The sequence below is a fragment of the Mycoplasma sp. CSL10166 genome, assembly GCF_017116885.1.
In the GTDB taxonomy this organism is placed as follows: Bacteria; Bacillota_I; Bacilli_A; order Mycoplasmatales; family Metamycoplasmataceae; genus Mycoplasmopsis.
This window is the reverse complement of record NZ_JAFIRF010000001.1, coordinates 518,313-540,537: the sequence shown is the minus strand read 5'-3', so window position 1 is coordinate 540,537 and position 22,225 is coordinate 518,313. Positions and strand designations below refer to the sequence as shown.

Annotated in this window: 12 protein-coding genes; 10 read left to right on the top strand and 2 right to left on the bottom strand. The window is 24.4% G+C overall.

The features are described 5' to 3' along the window. Entirely contained in the window at nucleotides 1–1,005 is a 1,005-nt protein-coding gene (locus JXZ93_RS02105) for a leucine-rich repeat domain-containing protein (protein ID WP_205852586.1), read from the bottom strand. Nucleotides 1,006–1,224: 219 nt separating this feature from the next. Between JXZ93_RS02105 and JXZ93_RS02100 the strand changes: the two genes are divergently transcribed. After that, on the top strand, nucleotides 1,225–1,371 hold the full coding sequence (locus tag JXZ93_RS02100) for a hypothetical protein (protein ID WP_205852585.1): 147 nt from the start codon (nucleotides 1,225–1,227) through the stop codon (nucleotides 1,369–1,371). A gap of 421 nt (nucleotides 1,372–1,792) precedes the next feature. On the opposite strand, the gene JXZ93_RS02095 is transcribed toward JXZ93_RS02100, so the two are convergent. Next, nucleotides 1,793–11,821, bottom strand: a complete 10,029-nt coding sequence (locus JXZ93_RS02095) for a GDSL-type esterase/lipase family protein (protein WP_205852584.1) — start codon at nucleotides 11,819–11,821, stop codon at nucleotides 1,793–1,795. Nucleotides 11,822–12,171: 350 nt separating this feature from the next. Between JXZ93_RS02095 and JXZ93_RS02090 the strand changes: the two genes are divergently transcribed. The 9 genes from JXZ93_RS02090 (at nucleotide 12,172) to JXZ93_RS02050 (ending at nucleotide 21,948) form a co-directional block, all read left to right on the top strand. Further along, the gene (locus tag JXZ93_RS02090; RefSeq protein WP_205852583.1) at nucleotides 12,172–14,166 is read left to right on the top strand and encodes a hypothetical protein; all 1,995 of its coding nucleotides are present in this window, start codon (nucleotides 12,172–12,174) and stop codon (nucleotides 14,164–14,166) included. An 89-nt stretch (nucleotides 14,167–14,255) separates the two neighbouring features. Beyond that, a complete protein-coding gene (locus tag JXZ93_RS02085; protein ID WP_205851763.1) occupies nucleotides 14,256–15,347 on the top strand; it encodes a M42 family peptidase in 1,092 nt (363 codons plus the stop codon). 101 nt (nucleotides 15,348–15,448) lie between these two features. Next, nucleotides 15,449–15,685, top strand: a complete 237-nt coding sequence (locus JXZ93_RS02080; RefSeq protein WP_205851765.1) for a YneF family protein — start codon at nucleotides 15,449–15,451, stop codon at nucleotides 15,683–15,685. 43 nt (nucleotides 15,686–15,728) lie between these two features. After that, nucleotides 15,729–17,537 (top strand): potassium transporter TrkG, encoded by a 1,809-nt coding sequence (locus tag JXZ93_RS04205; protein WP_205851767.1) that lies wholly within the window; start codon nucleotides 15,729–15,731, stop codon nucleotides 17,535–17,537. A 7-nt stretch (nucleotides 17,538–17,544) separates the two neighbouring features. Then, nucleotides 17,545–18,216 carry a TrkA family potassium uptake protein gene (locus JXZ93_RS02070; RefSeq protein WP_205851769.1) on the top strand — a complete coding sequence of 224 codons (672 nt, stop codon included), beginning with the start codon at nucleotides 17,545–17,547 and terminating at the stop codon, nucleotides 18,214–18,216. 155 nt (nucleotides 18,217–18,371) lie between these two features. Then, nucleotides 18,372–18,806 (top strand): cell division/cell wall cluster transcriptional repressor MraZ, encoded by a 435-nt coding sequence (locus JXZ93_RS02065; protein WP_308699348.1) that lies wholly within the window; start codon nucleotides 18,372–18,374, stop codon nucleotides 18,804–18,806. Next, nucleotides 18,796–19,704 carry a 16S rRNA (cytosine(1402)-N(4))-methyltransferase RsmH gene (gene rsmH / locus JXZ93_RS02060; protein WP_205851772.1) on the top strand — a complete coding sequence of 303 codons (909 nt, stop codon included), beginning with the start codon at nucleotides 18,796–18,798 and terminating at the stop codon, nucleotides 19,702–19,704. Before JXZ93_RS02065 ends, rsmH begins: the two co-directional genes overlap by 11 nt. A 21-nt stretch (nucleotides 19,705–19,725) precedes the next feature. Further along, on the top strand, nucleotides 19,726–20,925 hold the full coding sequence (locus JXZ93_RS02055; RefSeq protein ID WP_205851773.1) for an MAG3720 family protein: 1,200 nt from the start codon (nucleotides 19,726–19,728) through the stop codon (nucleotides 20,923–20,925). Between the two features lie 6 nt (nucleotides 20,926–20,931). Continuing rightward, nucleotides 20,932–21,948, top strand: coding sequence for a hypothetical protein (locus JXZ93_RS02050; RefSeq protein WP_205852582.1), 1,017 nt, complete (start codon nucleotides 20,932–20,934; stop codon nucleotides 21,946–21,948). The last annotated feature ends 277 nt before the right edge of the window (nucleotides 21,949–22,225 follow it).

Genomic DNA, 22,225 nt, shown 5'->3' with positions numbered 1-22,225 from the left:
TTACGCTTGTGAGCGCAGTGTATTACCTAAAAAAGCATTATTTCCAATTGTTGTAACTTCTGGCATATCTATACTTGCAAGAGTTGTGTTGTCTGAAAAAGCATTTTTTCCAATTGTTGTAGCCTTTGGGATACTTACGCTTGTGAGCGCAGTATTACCTAAAAAAGCATTATTTCCAATTGTTGTAACTTCTGGCATATCTATACTTGCAAGAGTTGTGTTGTCTGAAAAAGCACTTTCTCCAATTGTTGTAGCCTTTGGGATACTTACGCTTGTGAGTGCAGTATTACCTAAAAAAGCATTATTTCCAATTGTTGTAACTTCAGGCATATCTATACTTGCAAGAGTTGTATTGCCTGAAAAAGCACTTTCTCCAATTGTTGTAGCCTTTGGGATACTTACGCTTGTGAGCGCAGTATTACCCAAAAAAGCATTATCTCCAATTGTTTTAACATTTGGTATGCTTATACTTGTAAGATTTGTGTTGCCTGAAAAAGCATTTTTTCCAATTGTTGTAGCCTTTGGGATACTTACGCTTGTGAGCGCAGTATTACCCAAAAAAGCATTATCTCCAATTGTTTTAACATTTGGTATGCTTATACTTGTAAGAGTTGTGTTGCCTGAAAAAGCACTTTTTCCAATTACTGCAACCTTCGGCATAATTAATTCTTCGATATTAATTTTATAATTTGCATCAAAATATAAAATATTTGGCAGCATTCATTTTAATATTTTTGTTTTTAAGTCTCTTATTATTTTGTAAGACAAACCAATTTGTTTTATTATTCCATCATTAATAAAATCTTTTATATTATTTCTGTCAACAATAAGTAAATCCATTTTTAAATTATCGTTATTTTTGTTTGATTGGCTAGAAGTGTATTTTGTTGAATCGTTATCATTTTTATTTGTATCTTTTTTTATGTTATTACAAGAAATAACGAGCAAACTAGAATTTAGTGTTAGAAGTATACTCGATAGTAGTAATATTTTATTTTTTTTCATTTTCGTTAGTTCCTTATTGACTTTAATTTTTAAATATCGAATCTATTATAGTTTTTTTTTTTTTTTTGAAACGGTTGCATATAATATTCAATTTAGTATTAAAATTTAACATTTATATTTACACAAAATTTTATTATTCATTTATAACTAAAATTAAACTCATCTATATTATTTTTATAAGTTAGAAAAAAAGATTTTGAACTTAATTTTTCTTCAGAATTGCCTGCTTTAAATGATAAGCAAACTAAAGCCGTGGATTTTGTTGATAAAGTTTCTTCTTTTATTACAAATAAGCAAGAATATTATAATAATTTAGATCAAATTACACCACAAGAGATTACTAAACAAAATTTCCCGAAGGAATAATTGTTGAAGATACTTTTGCGATAACTAAACATCCTAGTCTAGATGCTATTGAAATAGTTTATACATTAGATATTGACTCTAAGAAATATCAATTAAGTTATTTTTTAAAAAGACCACGCAGAATAGTCTAAAAAATCATTTATATCTAAAAGATAAATACATTTTTAAATAGAACTCATATTGATTTTATTGATATGAGTTTTTAATTTATTATTTAGAATATTGTAAATATGTAGTTTACTTTTAAAAGTAATAACTTATTTATTAAATAGATCATTGAAAGCGAATAGACAAAACTAATTAATAACACTATTTAGTTCTAGTTTGTAAATATTGAAACTAAGCTAATTTCACAAGAGTATGTATAAAAAATATCAAGCCTATCTGCTATGCTTGATATTTTTATAAATATGTATTTAAATTAATTACTTGAAGACAATCAACCTTGCTTAATTGCTTTTCGTAATGTTTCTTTATTTTTATAACCTTGATTGTGTCTATCGTTGTCTTTATTTCAATAAATGTATGCAAGTAGTTGATCGTTTCAATAATTACCTAATGATGTTCTATCTGATCTATTACCTGTAATGAATTCACGATTATATGCAAATCCACCACCACTTCATCAGCTCTTTTTATATGCACCACTTTTTATTTTTTGGTCATCACTAAATTTATTTCAAAGGTTTGCTTTTGCGTTTTTAGCACTTTCTCATGCTTTTTCTAAACCACCAACAAATGTACCTTCGACATCTAAACCTGTGAAGTTTCAGAATTTACCACCAGTTGCACCTTTTTCAAATATTGCTCATAACATAATTGATGTTAATCTAAAAATAGCTTTGTATTCTGGGTTATTTTTACTTTGGGTTAAATTGTAATTATTTTGTGAAATTTTAGTAAACATCGATTTGAAAATTGGTTCAAAAATAGCCTTGATCAACTCTTCGGTTCTACCAACAACATTAAATATGTTTTCATCAAATGAGAAACCATAAGTTTTAGGTTGATCATTATTTTGATTATTATTTGTATTTGTCTCATTCGATGATCCGCTGCTTGGCTTATCTTTAAATAAGAAATCAAGCACACTATAAATACCTGTAGTTCTTTCTAAGTCGCTACTTTCGAATAGTCTATTTATAAATTCAACATAAATTGATTCATTAAATGATCTTGTTAATAATCTAATTTTACTTGCTTGGTTTAAAATCTTTTTAAATGATATTGAATTCATATCGTCTGTAAGAATAAATGATAAAGCGCCATCCATAATTTTTTGTTTTACTTGTTGTGGAGTTGCCTTTGTAAAATCTAAATTTCTTAAGTTATCATATATTTTATCTATTATTGTGTTAAATAAAGTATCATTTGATATTCATGCTAAAGTTTTTTGTATTATATGTTCTATTACAACTTCATCTCTATTTTGGTTTAAATTAAATCCTGATTCTTTAAATTTTATTATTGCCAATTTAGTTATACCTTTTATAAAGTCAATATTACCATTTTGTGAAACACTTGCTTTGAATCAATTTTTAAACTTTTGCTTCATTTGCTCAGCATTGTTAGAATGTAATAAAACATTAACCGCTTCTAATCATGTTGTTTTATTTTCGTATTTTTTTGCATTATCAATAATATTATCAAGAATTAAAGTCAATAAATCTCTTAAATCCGGATTTTTAATAAATGTTATTATAGTATTGTTTATTAATTTATTTAATTCTTCATCATTTCTACCGGTAATTAAAGCTGATAGATTTATATCATTTATTGTTTTTCTAATTTTTTCTTCATTATTTAAGAAGTTTGTTAGTAATTGTTTAACTAAACTTTTTAGACCTTCTTTGTTTTCTTGCATTAATGAATCGTTTAATATTTTAGAAACTAGACCAAATGAAGTTGGGTTAACCTTAGCTATCATTTTGTCTTTAATTTTTTGACTTAATTGGCCTAAATTTTCGGATTCTTCGAATGCTTCAGTTGTCGCATCAATTAATTTAGAATTAATTTCTATTCGTTTAAAGAAATCTCCTAAACCATTTGTGAAGTTTTCTATAAATGTGTTAATAGGTTCATCAGCTTTAACTTCTAAATAATTCATAGCTTTATTTATTATTTTTTTAATAGGTTCTCTTAAATTATTTGAACTTAAAGCGTTTTCGAATATCTTTTGTATTTTTTCTTTAAATTTAGTTTTTCTTTGCTCATCCTTTAAGTATTCTTTTGTTATATTTACAAATGAAGTATTATTGATATCATTATTACTTTCAAAAAAGAATTTAACTATATCATTTACAACTTCTTTTAGATTGTTAGTTTTAACTGTATTATTTATTAATCTTATAAAGTCTTCTTCAGAAATAAAGTTTTCCGAGATGAATGAAGCTTTATTAGCTCCTTCTAATGCACCTCAAATAATAGAACCTATATCGATTTTATCTACGGCTAAGTTAAATATGTTATTAATAATTTGTATTTTATTTTCTTTATTGCTTCCTATTTGGACTTTTAAAGTATTTAATACAGAAAGAATTTTAGCTTCGATATTTTTGTAATTTGTGAATTTTTTAATGTTTTCAATTGCATCAGATATAAATTCACTTACGTTAAATTGAATAGTTCCGTTAGTTCCTAGCTGTTTAATTCCTGATTCAATAAATGAATTAAATATATTGAAATTATTGTTTGATTCTTTAATTATTGTTAGTAATCACCCGATTGAATCTATTTTATCGTTATCTGTTGTTATGTTTTCAAATAATTTAGTTTTAATGTCATCAGGTAATTTTTTATCAAGAATATTTTTTACTATAGTTTTAAAATTTTCATTTTCTAATAGTTTTTTAGTTAATTTATCAAATAAATCTTTAATAGGTGTTTTTAAGTTTTCATTTGAGAAAATAGATTTTATTAAATCTTGATAATTGTTAGCGTTTTTAAATATAGATAAATTTGTTAAACTTCCCCTAATAATAGAAGTTAAACTAGTTTTTATGCTTTCTTCTTTTAAAACTTCTTTAATAATTGTTTTAAGTTTTTCTTCGTTATTTGTATTTACAAGAACTTGATCTTTGTTAACAAGAGAAATTATAGTACTTATTCAAGAATCATTTTCTTTAAATTTATCATATATTTTTTCGAATATCTCTACTACTATTTCTTTGTTATTTTCGATAGAACTAAAGTTATTAAATAATGCTTTAACAAACTTGTAATCAGCTAAATCGAACTTAGAAATAATATTTGTTTTAATTGATTCAACAAATTGTTTTAAAGTTGCGCTTGAAGACAATTGATTAATAATTGTCTCTATAATATTATTATATAAATCAACTTCTTTTAGATACGGAACAATATTGCTTGCAATATTGTAAACAAAACTATTTGATTCACTACCTTGTATAGTTATTTGATTATTCTTTAATACATTATTTAATAAAGAATTAATAAAGTTTGTTGTTGTACTATTTTTTGAAATTCTTTCTAAAGCACCAGGTAAGTTATTTTTAAAATGATTTTTAATTGTTTCTTTTTTAAAAAATTCTTGAATTAGTTTAAATGGATTATTTAAATTATTTAGTCACGAAGTATCATTTAATAATTCAGGAACTATCACGTTTAGTGTATCGTTTATAAAATCATCTTTTAATACTGTTCCTACCATTTTCTTAAACAAATTAAGGTCTAAGTATTTAGTAACGCTAGGATCATTTATTTTATCAATTTGAGAGTTTACTATTAATTCAATAACACCTTTTTTATTTAGGCCAATAAATAATTGCTTAACAATTTTAATTATAGCTTCTTTGTGTGGTTGAATATTTGAAGAATTTAAAATTCCATCAACAAACGATTTAGGTTGTTGTGTAATTTTTGATTTTATTAGTTCGACAATATCGTTTGGTAATTTAGTTAGTTTTTCTATTGTATTTTCACTATTTTGACTAAATACTTCTTTGATTTTATCGAATATTTCACTTGATAAATTATTAAGTATATCTGAAGATTTGAAGAAATCTTTTAGATTGTTTGAAACATAATCTATAAATGAATTAATACCTTCATCGGTTGTTTCAACTCCATTTTTATTCAATAAACTAATTAATAATTGTTTTAGTGCATCTTTGAAACTTATTTCATTTGAAAGGTCACTAAACATTAGGTTTAGTTCTGATTTTATTTCATTGAAGTTCACTAATTCGAAAAGTTTTGAAATTAATCCTTGATATGATTTTACTGATTCAAATTGATTGATATTATTTACTAATTTTGTAATTGAATTATTAATTATGTTGTGTAAATGTTGATTTCTAAGTATCAATTTTAAAATGTTACTTAAATCATTAATGTTTACATAATTTTCTATTTTTTCTCTTGTTGAAGAAGATATATTATTGAATAAATCATCTATAAATGTTCCTTTTGAGAATTTAATTATTAGATTTTTAATTATTGTTTTTATATCTTCTTTATGATTTTTGAATAAAGAAGAAGAAACGAGCGCTTTAATTAAATCGACAGCTTTTGTTTCGCCGTTATTACCGCTAAAAATATTTTTAAGACTAGATACAAATGTATTTAAAAGTGAAGTTACATTAAAGTTAATTCCATTTGTTTGAAGTTGATTGTAAATCAATTCAAAACTTAAATCGCTTAATTTTATTTTTTCATCGATTATATCTAATATATCTACAACGCTCTTTGCTAATTCTGCTTTATTATTAACCCCGTTTAAATATGGAGCTATAAAATCTTTTTCAAATATTTTTTTCAGTGCTTCTGTTAATACTCGTTTAATAGAATCTTTTTGGATTATTGAAGATAATATAGCATTAGTTTCTTCTTTTATTTCATCTTTTAAACCGTTTATAGAAAATACTTTTTTAATTAAGTCATTTATATTTGTTGAATTTTTAATTGAATCAATATTGTCTAATATTTTTTCTATTACTTTTTTAATTACTTCTTTTGTATTTGTGTTATTTACTATTTCTTTTATTGTGGAAACTATTAAATCTTTATCAATACCTATTGAACTAGATATTTCGTTTAGATTAATAGAATTTAAAAACGCAATACTTTTTTCATCTGTTAGATAGTTATTTAGGGCATTCTCTAATACTTTTTTAATTCATTCTTTTTGATTTTGTACAAATTTAGAATTTAAAATTGATTTTATTATTGTGAAATAGTTATTTTTAACTGCATTTGTTAAGTTATTTATTAATACTTCTTTTAATGAATTGAAATTATTAATTAAACTAGCTTGTTCTTGAGTTATATTTAGTAATTGATCTAATATCGAATTATTAACGTTAGAATTATTTATATCAAACAACAATTCTTTAAATTCATTTAATTTTTCTTCATCTAATTTCTGTGAATCATCAATTAATTTTGCATCTTTTAAAGCATCATTTATTATATCTTTGAAAATTTGTATGTTGTCTAGTAATGTGGTTGAAATAAATTTGAATACTTGGATTGAATAATTAAAATCAGAATTAATTGTATTTGATTTAAATAATCTTGATATTAATTCATCTAAATGGTTATTAACTAATGTATTTAAATTATTTTTTAAATTATTTGTTAATGTTTGGATTCTTTGTTCGAAATTAAATTCATTATTACCTTCTGATTTAGTGAATGTAATCAAACTATCTAAAACGTTTTCTACAAGACCTAAATCTTTAAATATTGTAAATCCATCAGTTATTAAATTGGAAATGAATATATTTGTTTTATTTTGATCATAAATTTTTGGATAATTAAGTTGAACATATTTTGAAATAGTATTTGCGATTATTGTTTTGATTTCATTTTGATTTGTAGCACTTGTTAAAAAATTAATTATATTTTGTTTGAGGTTACTATCTGTTGCTAAACTATTCAATGCAATAGAGATAATGTTATTAATATCATTTGCATTTTGTAACTGATCAGTACTATCAATCACTTTATTAAATGAATTAATAATAATTTCCTTGAAAGTATCATTATTAATTAATAAGTTAACAAACGATTTTAAGTCTTGGTCTGAAATATATTTATTTAGAGTATTTTTATATTCACTCGGAAGATTGTTTAATATAAAATCTACATATGTATTATTTTCTTTTAAATAGTTATATATATTATTAAAAATAATTTTTATATCTTCTTTATTTTTGCTTGCAAAATCTTTTGAAATATCTTTTATGAAATTAAATAATGTTGTACTTATATTTTCTTTATTGAACTTATCTTTAAGTTTATTAATTAATATTTCAATAATATCATTTATATTTTCTTTATTTTGATTTTTATATTCATTTAAAGAATCGAACAATAATGTTATTAGATTGAATTTATCAATTTGTGTAATTAAAGAAGAACTTAAATCTGTTAGTAATTGTTTTTTGTTTTTTACATTTTTAAATAATCAAGAAATTTCTTGGTTACTAATTTGAGAATCTATAATATTAGAAATTAATTTTTTAAATACATCATCTTTTTTTATAGTTTTGAAAAGATTTTCGAAACTATCTTTGATATTATTAACTTCTAATTTCTTAACTGCGATATTAAATATATCGTAAAAATTATGAATATTTGAAATTTCTTTTGAATTATTAAATATAAGATCTAATGATTTTTCGTATATATTTTTAAAGTTTTGATCTTTTGCTACTTTTAGTATAAATTGTTTTAACTCTGTTTTTTGAATCCCTAAAGCACTTTCTGGAAGTGCAAATTCTAATGTTGAATCTAAATCATTTGTAATGAATGTCTTTATTAATGATTTAACAAGTTCCAAAGAAAGAGTTCCGTTTTCGTTTGAAAATAGATTGGTTTTTAATATTGTTTTATATAATTCCACATCACTAAAGTTAAAACTATTTTTAATTGTAGTTAAAATGCCATTTGTAACTTCATTTAAGTCGTTTGACTGTGTAAGTAATTTAATGAAATTATCTATTAAAGAGTCAAAAGTATTAGTTGCTTCGAGAGTGTCTAAAATACTTGGAACAATATTTTTTATTACTGGTTTGTATTTTTCATCAATGTTATATTTTGTATTTTTGCTTAATTCAATTATTACTTTTGTTATTGTTTTATTATAATCACCAGATTTAATAATTTCTTTAATTAAAGGTTTTGCATCTTGGTTGAGTAAAGTTTTAAATGTAGCATCCTTTAACAGAGCGTTGGCTAAGCTTGTGATTGAACTGAAGTTATTGATTTGATTACTATTAGAAATATAGATTTTAACTAAATCTTGAATTATTAAACTAAAGTTTGCTGAAGAAAATACTTTTGATATTATTTTACTTATCTCATCTTTTTCAACATATTTTGAAATTTCAGGTTTAACTAAATATGTTTCTAATAAATTATTTATAAGATTTTGTAATGTTCCGTTTTTTGTTAATTTATTAACAATAACGCTAACTATTAACGAAACACCTTCTTTATTATTTGTTACATAGTCTTTTTGAATTACTTCTTTAAATAATTCAAAACCTTTTTCATTTAGTATTTTATTAATCTCTATTGAAATTAAATTTGGCAACTCATTTAATTTTTCGATTGTGTTTGCGTTTTGTTCTTTAGCTTTTTTAATTTGATCAAAGATAACGTCTATTAAACTTTCGATGAGTTGTGTTTGTTTGAGGATGTTTCCGAAATCACTAGAAAATCCTTGAATGAAGTTTATTACACTAGGACTAGAATCTATGTTTTCGACGTGTGCAAAATCAGTTAATATTTGTTTAATTGTTTGTGCTAGTTCAGGATCATTTCATAAGTTAGCTAAAGTTGCTTTTAATTCTTTTTTAAACTTGTCTTCGTTAACGTTTTGTAATATTTGAACAACTAGTTCATTATAATTTTTTACGGTTTCAAAATTGTTAGAATTATCAATCAATGAATTTAATGTATCCTTAACTAAATTATTGAATGAATCTTGCTTGAAGAATAAGTTCACTATCTTACTAAATGATTGATCTGATATATATTCGCCTATCATTGTTTGAGATATTAACGGATACATTAAGTTAGAAGCATTCTTCAATTTAGACTTATCTAAAATATTGTTAATCAAGTTTTTAGATAAATCTTTATGGTTTTTCACTAAATTAGATTTAAATATTTGGTTAATTAGGGTTATTATTGATTTTTCTTGATTATTATCATCAGAAATTTTTGAAACGGCCCCTAAAAATGAATTAGATAATAATTCCTGAATTTTATCAAATCCATAGCTAGGGAATGAATTAAGAGATATTGATACAAAATTTTCAATTATTTTATGTTGAGTATCAATTTCGTTTATCAAATCAATTAAGTCTGTTGTAACTGAAATAATTTCACTTTTAGTTATATTTGTTGTTAATTCATTTTTTTCAAGAATGTTAAAAATTAAACTACTAAATAAAGAATTTAATGCAGGATTTTTTAATAATTCTTTAAAAATATTTGAAATTTTAGAAGCAATTTTAGTATTTGTATTTTCGTCAGAGATGAATGCTAGTATTAATTGGTTTATATTTTCAAGGTTACTAAATTTTTCGGGGTGATTTGCAAATAAATCTATAGCATCATTTAAAATTTCATTAAAATCATTCGATTTAAATATTGAATTAATTATTTGTGTGATTTGTTCTTTTGAAATATTATAAGTTGATAAAAATTTATCAAATGAACTAGTTAGAGCTGAAAAAATATCATTACCATATCTATTTAAAAGATTTTTTACGATATATTTTAAAGTTGCTCCGAATTCAGTTCTTTGTTCTTGGGTTAAATCTGTTTTTGCAATTATTGAAATAATTTTAGGAATATTATTAACATTTAATACCACTTCCATAAAAGTATGACCAAGATTTTCTAAATTTAATTCATTTTTGTCTCTTAGTATTGCTAGAGAATTTTCTAAATCTGTAACTATACTAGAAATTAATTGAGAATTAATAATATTATTAACAACATTATCTAAAATAGTTTGGTTGTTAGAATTTGTAGAATTTAAAAAGTTGCTTAATCTATGTTCAGGATCTAATTCGTTATATAAGGTATTATTGGAAATAAATTCTATAATTTCTTTAGCAATAAAACTAAATTCTTGTGTTAATACACCTATTTTTACTCCAAAATTTCTTGGGTTTCTATTTAAATCATTTTCCAATTCTTCTTGATTTTTGTTATCTAAATAACTTTCAGAGGAATTTCCAAATACTTCTTGATCGGATTGAACCGCTTCAATTTGATAGTTTGTTGTCTTAGCATCTTTTTCTAAATAATCATTGTCAAAATTGTAATTTTGATAATCTTCTGTATTTAAAGTAGGATGAGTGATTTTTAAGTATAAATCCATTGCCATTTTTTTGTATCCATAATTATTTGGGTGGATATCTAAAAATAATGAATTTAATTTAGATTTATTTACTGTTCAATAATTGTTATTAAACACATCCACATAATTAACTCCATTAGAATCAGCGACACTCTTAATAGCGTCATTTATTAGTGAGGTTAATAAACTAATAGGTGATATGTCTAAATTTTGTCCGACTGATTTTGTTATGAAATCAGTAATTATTTGATCTAACTGTAAAAATGGTGAAGGGTATGAAACGATATTAATATTAGCCTTTGGTGCCATTACTTTTAAGTTGGCTAAGAAAGTTGTTAATCTTTTTTTAAGTTCAGGAATTGAATCTTTAAAGATGTTATTGAAAAATACTAATGAATCTCCGATAATTGGTTTTTTATCAATAAAACTTTTAATAATTTTTGTTATATCATATTTAGTTGCTGATTTAAATAATAAATAAAACAAATCATTAGCACCTAAGGTTAAAGTAATCAAGTTAGCATTCTCTAATTTATTTTTAATTTCTTCTTTATTACCTAATTTAATATTTGATTGATAAGTTGAATCAAATTCTATATCGAAAAATTTAATTCAATCAATTATTTGTGAACCTGAGTGTGCAAAATTATCAAAACTTTCAACACGACCATTAAAATTTAATAAACGAGCTAAATAAGCAGGATATGATAATCCTTCTATATTTCCGTTTTGATAATTTCCTTTTAATATTTCTGGTGTAGAAGCATCAAACCCTTCTGTAACAGAGTCACCAATTGCAACATATTTAATTTTTTGGTTTTTATCAATAAAGTTTTTTGAAACTTTACGTAGTATTTTTGTGCTTTCCGAAATTGATTTATTACCATTTTGAGAATTACTTTCTTCATTTGGTTTTGGTAAGTATGGCTCTATAACTAAAGGTTCTTTTGAAGAAATATTGTTCTTTTCTTTAATTTTCTCATATAAGTCTTTACCACCACTTTGCAATTCTTTATCAGAACCAGGCGCTTTACATGCAACAACTACTCCTGCACTTAATACTAAAGCCATAGCTGTACCGAAAATTAATTTCTTATTTTTTTTCATAATTATCCTTTCAGATTGTTTATTATATTATATATAATAAAGCGAAATAATTAACTTCATAAATAATAACACATTTTTAAATATTTACAAATACGATAATTGTATACTAAACTAAGGTTAATTTTTTAGTAATTTTTTATAAAATTTTTCAGTTTTTTTTTTAAATAAAAATCAATTTTTTGGCACTAACCGAATGTGAAAACTTTTCCACAAAAAGCTTAAAAAATCAATTTTTTATAAAACGAATATAAAAAATGAGTAAAATAATATGAGATATATAGTAAATATATCTTTATTTACAAAAAATACAATACAAAATAAATAAAAACATTAATAAGAGGTTAAATATTATGAGGTTTAAAACAATATGATTTAAAGGATTAGCAATATCTTTACCATTAGTTGCAATAGCAACTACAGTTATAAGTTGTGGCGCTAATACTAATGGTACAAATAAAAATAAGGAAAATGTAGATAACAGTTTAAATACCGAAGATAAATTAGATAGCAAAGATACTCCTGCAGAAGGTGGTGCGACAACTGATACTGAAAATCCAAAACAAGAATCGGGAGAAGAAACTCCACCAACAACCGGTACCGACAATCCAAAACAAGGTTCTGAAGGAACAGAAACTTCTGGCGGGAAAAATACTAAAACTCCACCAACAACCGGTACCGACAATCCAAAACAAGGTTCTGAAGGAACAGAAACTTCTGGCGGGAAAAATACTAAAACTCCATCAACAATTGATACTGAAAATCCAAAACAAGATTCTAAAGAAACAAAACAAGAATCGGGAGAAGAAACTCCACCAACAACCGGTACCGACAATCCAAAACAAGATTCTGAAGAAACAAAACAAGAATCGGGAGAAGAAACTCCACCAACAACCGGTACCGACAATCCAAAACAAGATTCTGAAGAAACAAAACAAGAATCGGGAGAAGAAACTCCACCAACAACCGGTACCGACAATCCAAAACAAGATTCTGAAGAAACAGAAACTTCTGGCGGGAAAAATACTAAAACTCCACCAACAACCGGTACCGACAATCCAAAACAAGATTCTAAAGAAACAAAACAAGAATCGGGAGAAGAAACTCCACCAACAACCGGTACCGACAATCCAAAACAAGATTCTGAAGGAACAGAAACTTCTGGCGGGAAAAATACTAAAACTCCATTAACAACTGATACTGAAAATCCAAAACAAGATTCTGAAGAAACAAAACATGAACCAGAAACAGATGATAAAAAAGATGAAACTAATGTAGAACAACCTGAAGAAGATCTTAAAAATGAAATTAATGAAATTAAAAATTACATAAATAGCGAAAATCAAAAATTAGACGAAATATTTCAAACTCAAAAAGAGAGGGTAACTTCTAAATTAAATGATTTTAATTTAGAAGGTGATAAAACAAGAGAAGAATTGACAACTATGAGAGACGAAATTTCAACATTTAAAACAAATTTTGTCGAATTCATTAAAAAAACAACTTCTATAAAAGAAATTATCGCATCTAGTGATGAATATCAAACATTAAGTCTTGATGAGTTATCAAATAAATTTAAAGATGAATCTAGTGCAATTACTATTAAAATTGATGAACTAGATAAAAAAACAGATTATATTAATGATAAAAAAGATACATTTTTTAATTGAGAATTAAATGAAGGTACATATAGTAAAAATTCAAATAAGGAAAGATATACAAATAATCCCGAAATTCAAGAAAAATTAAATGAAACAACAGGACTTAAAAATATGTTTGCTGCATTATTAGGTTATGATGGAAATTACTCTGATCTATATAACAAAGATGGTTGAATAATTAAAAAAGAAAATTTAAGTTCGGCTTATGATAATTGAGATTGAAAATATAAAGATGGTTATGAATTTAATGAAGGATTACATCCAAGACTTTTAGAAAATTGACTAATATTTAATTGAGATTTTAACGACCGTAATCCAAAATTTGGTGATGATAATAATCAAATTAATATTAAAATAAATGAATTATACAATGAACTTGTAAATACAAATGATTTAGAAAAATTTAAGAAAGCACAATTTGATGGGTTAGCAAGTAGAGTTAGTCATTTTAACAAATTAATAAAAAATCCAGAACAAATGACTGAAGAAAAGACAAAAATGGCGAAAGAATATTCAGAAGCTTACTTGTCATCATATTTAAACTTAGCTATTGAAAAATATGAATCTAAAAAAATATTAACTGAAAAGTTAGAAAAACTTACAACAAATATAGAAACTTTAAAACAAGTTAATGATTTCTTAAACGAAACTAGTGTTAAAGATCAAGCAACAGAAACTCAACAATAATTAAATGACATTCACAACAAATGTTGTGAATTTTTTATATTAATAATTTATAATTATTTTACTAAAGGTTAAATTAAGGAGAAATACATATGGATAAAAGAACAGAATCATTTAAACAACGTTTAATTAAATATCTTGAAATTGATGCGATGTCAAGATATGAAGAACCGGTTGCAGAAGAATTAAGAAATAATATAATAAAAGAACAATTTGAAGTCATAAGAGATAAATTTGGTTCAATTATTTTTCATAAAAAATCAAATAATCCGAATGCACCTAAAGTTATGATAGCTGCACACATGGATGAAATCGGATATATAGTAAGAAGTATAGATAAAAAAGGTCAGTTATTATTAAGTCCTATCGGCGGAATATGAGCTTCTACAATAATAGGAACAAAAGCTAAATTAGTTACAAGTGAAGGTGAAAGTATGATTGGCGTATTTGGGCACACAAGTATACACATCATGGAATCTTCAAAAGTGTCAAAAGCTATAACAAATGATGAAATATATGCTGACTTCGGTTTTAAAAATAAAGAAGAAGCTATTGAAAATGGTGTTGAAATTGGTGATAGAGTATATATTTCAGGTGAAACAATTTTATTCAAAAACCAAGATTTAGTTGGCGGAAAAGCTATGGATAACCGTGCTGGTGTTACTATTTTGGAATTTTTAGCTAATCAAGTTGCTTATTTATATTTAGACATAGATTTATATTTAGTAGGAACAGTACAAGAAGAGGTTGGAACGCGTGGAGCCAAAACTTCAGTTTCAATGATTAATCCAGATATCGCCATTGCTTTGGATACAACTTCTTCTCACGATACAATTGGAACAATTGAAGGTACAACAGCTTTATTTAAAGGTGCTGCTCTTAGGGTTAAAGATGGCGGAACATTAATGGATACTAAATTAGTGCAATTTATATTTAATTTAGCAAAAAAACATAATATTAATGCTTATAAATTTGTAGCCGCAGGCGGAGGAACAGACGCTAAAGAATTACAATACGCTCAAGGCGGAGCTGCAACAATTACTTTATCTTTACCACAAAGATATTTACATAGCCCAATTGGTGTTATAGCAATTTCTGATTTACTAGCAACACTTGATTTATTGGATAATTTTGTAAAAGAAATGAATCAAAATATTTACCAAAAAGAAATTAAATATTCATAAAAAACTCATTTTATGTCTAAAAATACTTAATTTTTTCATATAATTTAAAATATATTAATATATGATAAAATAATATTAATAAACACAATAAAGGAGAAAATATGATCGAACTTAGTGGAGGAGCATTAGCCGGAATAATAATCGGTTTAATAATTGGAATAGGTTTTGCAGTAGGTTTAACAACATTCTTTTTAACTAAAAAAATGTTCGAAAAACAATTAAAAGAAAATCCACCAATTAATGAAAAAATGATTCGTATTATGTTCTCACAAATGGGACGTAAAGCGAGTGAAACACAAATTAGACAAATAATGCGTTCAATGCAACAACAAAAATAAAATTCATTATTTAGTTAATGAGTTTTTTAATTTAAAAGGAAATATGAATTTAGTTATAAAATTAAAAAGATTTTTTAGAAGAAGTTTTATTAACAACTTCTTTAGTAATATAATTAGGTGAAGAAATAAAATACCACAATTAAAATATATTTTATTATCTTATATATTAATTATTTTTATTTTTAGTTTATTGTTGTGAAGCCCGGTTACGCAAACAAATCCAAGTGAGAATTGAACAAATGCCACTTCGTATGTTAATGCATTATTTACAACAGCTAGCGCTTTTAGTGATACAGGATTAGCTGTTTATGATACCTTTAGTCATTGAAATATGCTCGGACAATCTATAATAGCAATTTTAATTTTAATGGGTGGTGTTGGTATATTTGCACTAAAATTCTTTGTTTTAGGTTATCTTTTTCAACGAAATAATAGTTCTGTTATATCGGTTAAGATGCTCCAAAGTGAACGTGGTAGCGCAAAGTTTAATCAAACTACAAAATTAGTTATTTACTCTGTTAAATTTTTATTAATAACCATATTAATATCTGGTTTTCTAATGAGTTTTTACTTTTATTTTGTTAGTCCTATACAAACTAAAGGTATTGAATTGTTGTTAACTGATGCTAGTGGTCAAAAAAAATATATCGATCCAACAGGAGATTGATCTCTTGCATTTAGATTTGGTTTTTTTCACACCATTTCAGCAATTAATAATGCAGGATTTGACATTATTTCTGGTAATTCTTTATTACCATATTATCAAAATTATTTTTTACAAATTTGATTTATTATTTTACTAATAATAGGAGGTATAGGTTACCCCGCATTATACGATATAAAACGTTATATTAGACATAAATTGAATAAAAATAAAGAAAAATATCGTTTTACTTTATTTACAAAAATATCTATAATTTCTTATTTTTTAATTTTTGTAGTTGGTTTAATTATGATTTTATCTTTTGAATTAACTAGTTACGGGCTAAATGATTTATGAAATAAATATTATATACCTAGTGAAAATTTTAAAGATTATTTAGAGTGATTAAAATATAGTAAAAGTAATTCAGTTATGGCAAAAGAGATGTTGAGTGATAATTTTGATTCTTCAAATTTAGAAGGAATTCATAAACAGATATGAGATCTAATCAATAAAGTAGATTCAAAAGGAAATTCTTTAAAAACCTTTTTAGATTATGGTCATTTATATGGTTCAAAATTTGATCGTATATTTGCATTGGTATTTTCTGCATTCTCAACAAGAAGCGCCGGATTTGCAACTATTAATATGAGACATTTAACACACGGAAGCAGTATTACAATAATTATTATGATGTTTATAGGTGCTGCACCTTCCTCAACTGGTGGTGGAATTAGAACCACAACATTTGCAATTTTAATATTAACTATCTATTCAGTTTTAGTTGGTAATAGTAGAGTAAGGATTTTCAAACGCTCGATTGAAACTAAAACAGTGTTTATGTCTACACAAGTTTTTGTTATTGCTTTATTATTATTAATTGTTGCTACAATGTTTTTAATAACATCTCTCGATACATATGGAGGTTTAATACCAACATCAGAGTTGTTAACGGAAAAAGATGAATTAAACATATATAGAGAAAACTATCAAATTGAACATTTACTATTTGAAGTTGCTAGTGCTTTCGGTACAACAGGATTAAGCTCAGGAATTACTAAAAATTTAAATAATTTTTCAAAAATTATGATTATACTTATAATGTTCATTGGACAATTCGGAATTTCATCAACTTTATTAGTTTGAAAGAGAAAAAAATCTAAAGATAGAAATTATGAATATATTGATTCTGATGTAGCGATAGGTTAGGAGAAAAATGAAATTAAAATATTTAGATGACATAGCCGTAATCGGATTAGGTCGTTTTGGTCAATCCGTTGTAGATCAGCTTTTAAAATTAGGTAAAAACATCACAATAATTGATAAAAGTGAAGAACGACTAAAATTATACGAAGAAGATGCTGATAATATCTTAATTGGTGATGCAGCAGAAACTAAATTTTTAAAAAGTATTGATATTGATAAAATCGGTACTGTTGTTGTTGCTGTACCTAATAATATAGAAATAGTTGCAGCTCTAATCGAGATGAAAGTTCCTAACTTAATAGTTAGAGCTACAAGTAGAAGGCATGCGAAAGTATTAAAATTAATTGGAGCGCACGTTATTATTAGGCCCGAATATGAAGCCGGAAAGCGTGCTGCACTTATTTCTGCCAATACAAATTTTCTTAGATATAGCGAAAATTTACAAGAGTTAGGTGATGATTTTGTGCTTGGTACTACACAAGTAAAAAATCCGGATTTATTTGATAAAAAAATTAAAGATTTATCTTTAAATCAACGTGGTATAACAATTGTTTTAATTAAAAATAAATCTAAAAACGCTAGACCTACAGGAGATTCTTTATTAAAAAAAGATGATCTTATTACTGTAATCGGAGAAATCCAAGATGTAACGCAAGCGTTCCAATGATTTAATAAAGAATAATGAAACTTAAAAAGACGTAATTTAGGCGTCTTTTTTTATTTTAATTTGTGAAAATTAACCATAAAATCTTAAAAAAACAAAAAAATACTATAAAAAAAATTATTTGTGTGTATAAGTGGTAAAATATTATTGGATAGTGGGAGGAAGTGGTAAAAATGTTAGGACAACAACTAAGAAACATTGATTCCAAAAATCGAGTGGTATTGCCCCCTGTTTTTAAAGAAAAATTGGGTGATGAATTTATACTTACGATTGGTTTTGATGGTAATGCAGAATTAAGAACAAAAGAAGCTTTTAATGAATATTTAAAATTATTTGAAAATAAAAGTTTTTTTGATAAAAGTGTCCGTAATTTAACTAGATTAATTATGGGGAATGCATTTGAAATTAAATTAGATTCAATGAGTAGAATTAGTTTACCTAAAAAAATTATCGAAAAACTAACTATCCAAAAAGAAGTAATTTTTGTCGGTGTAGGTTCAATGGTTGAACTATGATCTAAAGAAATGTTTGAAGAATTTGAAAACCAATATAATCCAGATGATTTATCAAAATTAGCACAGGAAATTTCAACTTTAAATGAACGATAGTAAAGAACATTACCCCGTATTATTAAAAGAAACAATTAGTTCGTTAAATATAAAACCTAATGGTATATATGTGGACTTAACTCTTGGTATGGGTGGACATTCTTCTGAAATTTTAAAACATTTAACAACTGGACATTTATATTCGTTCGATAAAGATTCATTTGCTATTGAAAAGTCTTACGAAAGATTAAGTAAAATATCAAATAACTTTACCCTAATTAAAAGTGATTTCAAAGATATAAAATCAAAGTTAGAAGAATTGAATATATATAAAGTGGATGGTATAATAGCTGATTTAGGTATTTCGTCTCCTCAAATCGATAACAAAGAAAGAGGTTTTAGTTACAACAAAGACGCACAACTAGATATGAGAATGGATCAAGAACAAGAACTTGATGCTAAATATATAGTTAATCAATATTCACAAAGTGATTTGGAAAATATACTATGAAAATATGCTGATGTTAAACTCTCAAAAAGAGTTGCGAAGGCTATTGTAGATAATAGACCAATTAATGGCACTTTAGAACTTGTTGAAGTAATAAAAAGTGCTTATCCAGCGGCATTATTAAGGCAAAAAAATCCTGCAAAAGCTGTTTTTCAAGCTATCAGAATTGAAGTTAATAATGAACTAAGTTCATTAGAAACGATGCTGAGTGATGCTATAAAATTACTTAAGCCTAATTCAACACTATCAATAATTACTTTTCATTCGATCGAAGATAGAATTGTTAAAAACTTTTTTAAGTCACTGACAATATCGAAAATACCTTCAAAACTACCAATTATGGAAGTTAAGAAGTATCAAACTAGACAAATTTCGCCATCAAAAAGTGAAATTGAAGAAAATAGGCGCTCAAAAAGTGCTAAATTAAGAATCATAACAAAAAATGAATAACATCGTGTGGGAGGGTATTATATGTATTACAAAACTTTTATAAGTTTTAAGATAAATAAGGATAATATCATCCTTTCAGTTATTCAACAAATTGATAAAAATTATATTCAAGTCGAATCAGAAAAGAAAATAGAATATAATAATTTCTTAAATGATTCGTTATCTATAATTGAACAAAATTTGATTAATCTATTAAAAAAATATCATAAAAATGACAAAAAAATTAATTTAATATTCTCCGATCAAATTTTTGATTATAAATACAAGCATCAAATAAATATTATTAATGATAATAATGTATCAATAAATGATAAATTAGTAATTTGTGAAAATGAAGTTTTATTAAATGAAAATGTATACAAATATAAATTATATTTTGATGATGGTTGAACAAAAGAGTACAAAATTTTACCAATTGATAAAAAACATTCTTCAGCAGAGGAATATAAATCAAGATTATATATAAACACAAATCAAAATACAAAAAATTATTTTATTAAGCTTAAAAATATATTAAATGCATTTAAACAAACTAAATGACAAAATTATTATTTTTATTTGGAAAACCAATTGTTAGCTAATAAACTTTTACCTTATAAAGGTAACCAAATAATGGTTCATGTATTAAGAGATAAAATATTACTAAATATAGTCAAAAATGGAATTATATATGCTGAAAAAATAATAAATAATGGAACTGACTTATTATTTGAAAATAGCAAACTACAAAATATTGATAAAAATATTTTAGATTCAAGATTAAATTCAATTCTTGATAAAAAATTCCATCAACAATTTATAAACTTTGATGAAATAAATAGTATTTTAGAAAATAATATTAGCAAACTTTACATAGCTTTAGATTCGTATATAAAAGCATTCATCCTTAAATTAATTAAAAATGCAAAAAAAGCTAAAATTTGATTGCATTCTGATAACAATAATTTATTACCTTATTGAGTTGTGTCGCTTAAAAATAAAAATGACGATTTTTATTCAAATTGTGATTTCAATTCTTTATTTCCATATATTAGAAACGAACAATTTAGTTTAATTAGTGATTTAGACTTTTCATTTCAACAAGCTGTTTTAGCTTCAAATAACAATGAAATAGATGATTATTCGCATTTGCAAACCATAACAAGTGAGTTTAATATAGAAAAAGTAAAAAATAAACCCTTTCTTACAGTATTTAAATCTTGATTTTCTATTAATAAATAGACTTATATGAAACAACATAAAACTTTAGTTATACATTTTGGTAAAGAAAGCATTCAAATAGTAAATCATTTAATCAAAATAAATTCATTAATAAAAGAATTTGAATATATTGCAATTGATAGCGATTTCGAAACATTAAATAATACTAAACTAGAAAATAAAATATTGATTAATAATTGAAAATCTGATCAATTCATCAATTATTTGCGCCTAGAACCATTTATTATTGGTTCAGATACAATATTTTTATTAGTTAATTTAAATGCTGCAAATTTATTAGTAGTAAAAGAATTTGTTTCGCTCCTTTCATCTTTAAATAAAAAAGTTAATTTAATTTCATTTTATAATCACTCCGATTTCGATCAAATAAAAAAACATTTTTTTAACGAAATGTGTTCTATATATTTGATAAATAATGAAAACTATCAAGAACAATTAGAATTTTTTAATGAAGAAGATATTTTAAAATTAAAATCTATTATAGTAAATGATTATTTAAAATTTTATTATCATATGCATAATAATAACTATATAGAAGATAAAGAAAACATTTTTAATAAGTTTAATAATTCGAATAAAATAAACATTATTACCGCTTGAGCTTTTGGTTCGAGAAGAGTTACTAAAATTTTAGATAAATTATTGAAATATAAGGATAGTTTTTTTGATAATTTAAATCAAGCAATAGTAGTTATTGAACATAGTTCTGATTTTACGCTTGATGAATTATATATATTAAAAGAAAATTTAAAATCTAAATTTAATTTAGAACCTAAATTAATTCTTGTAAAAAATAATGACACTAAAATCAAACTTACGATTTTTATGAACGCAGAATATAAAAATATTAATGAACAAAAAGATATTTTGGATGAGCCTATGCAATTTATTGAAGAAATTTCGTATAATTTAACTGATGCAAATGGCTTTGAAGAAGATGATTTTATCATAAATTATGATGATAACGAAGAAAAAGAACAAATAATAATTGATTATAACGATACTTCAGATATTGAATTTTAATAAGAATATTTAGATTTAATGAGAGTTAGATTAGTAATAATTACTTGATGTTTCGAAGAGTAATTAAAAATAATTTAATTGTTAAAAACTCACAGCCTTTATAGCTGCGAGTTTTTAATATTATTGTCACGTTATATTTTTATTTTTTCTATTTTAAAAATAAATAATATATTTAAATTTTATAAAAAATACTTTTTCCCCTATATAATATTAGTTTTTGCTTATAAATTATTTTATTTAAATAGTTAAATTTCATTATAATATAGTTAATTAAATA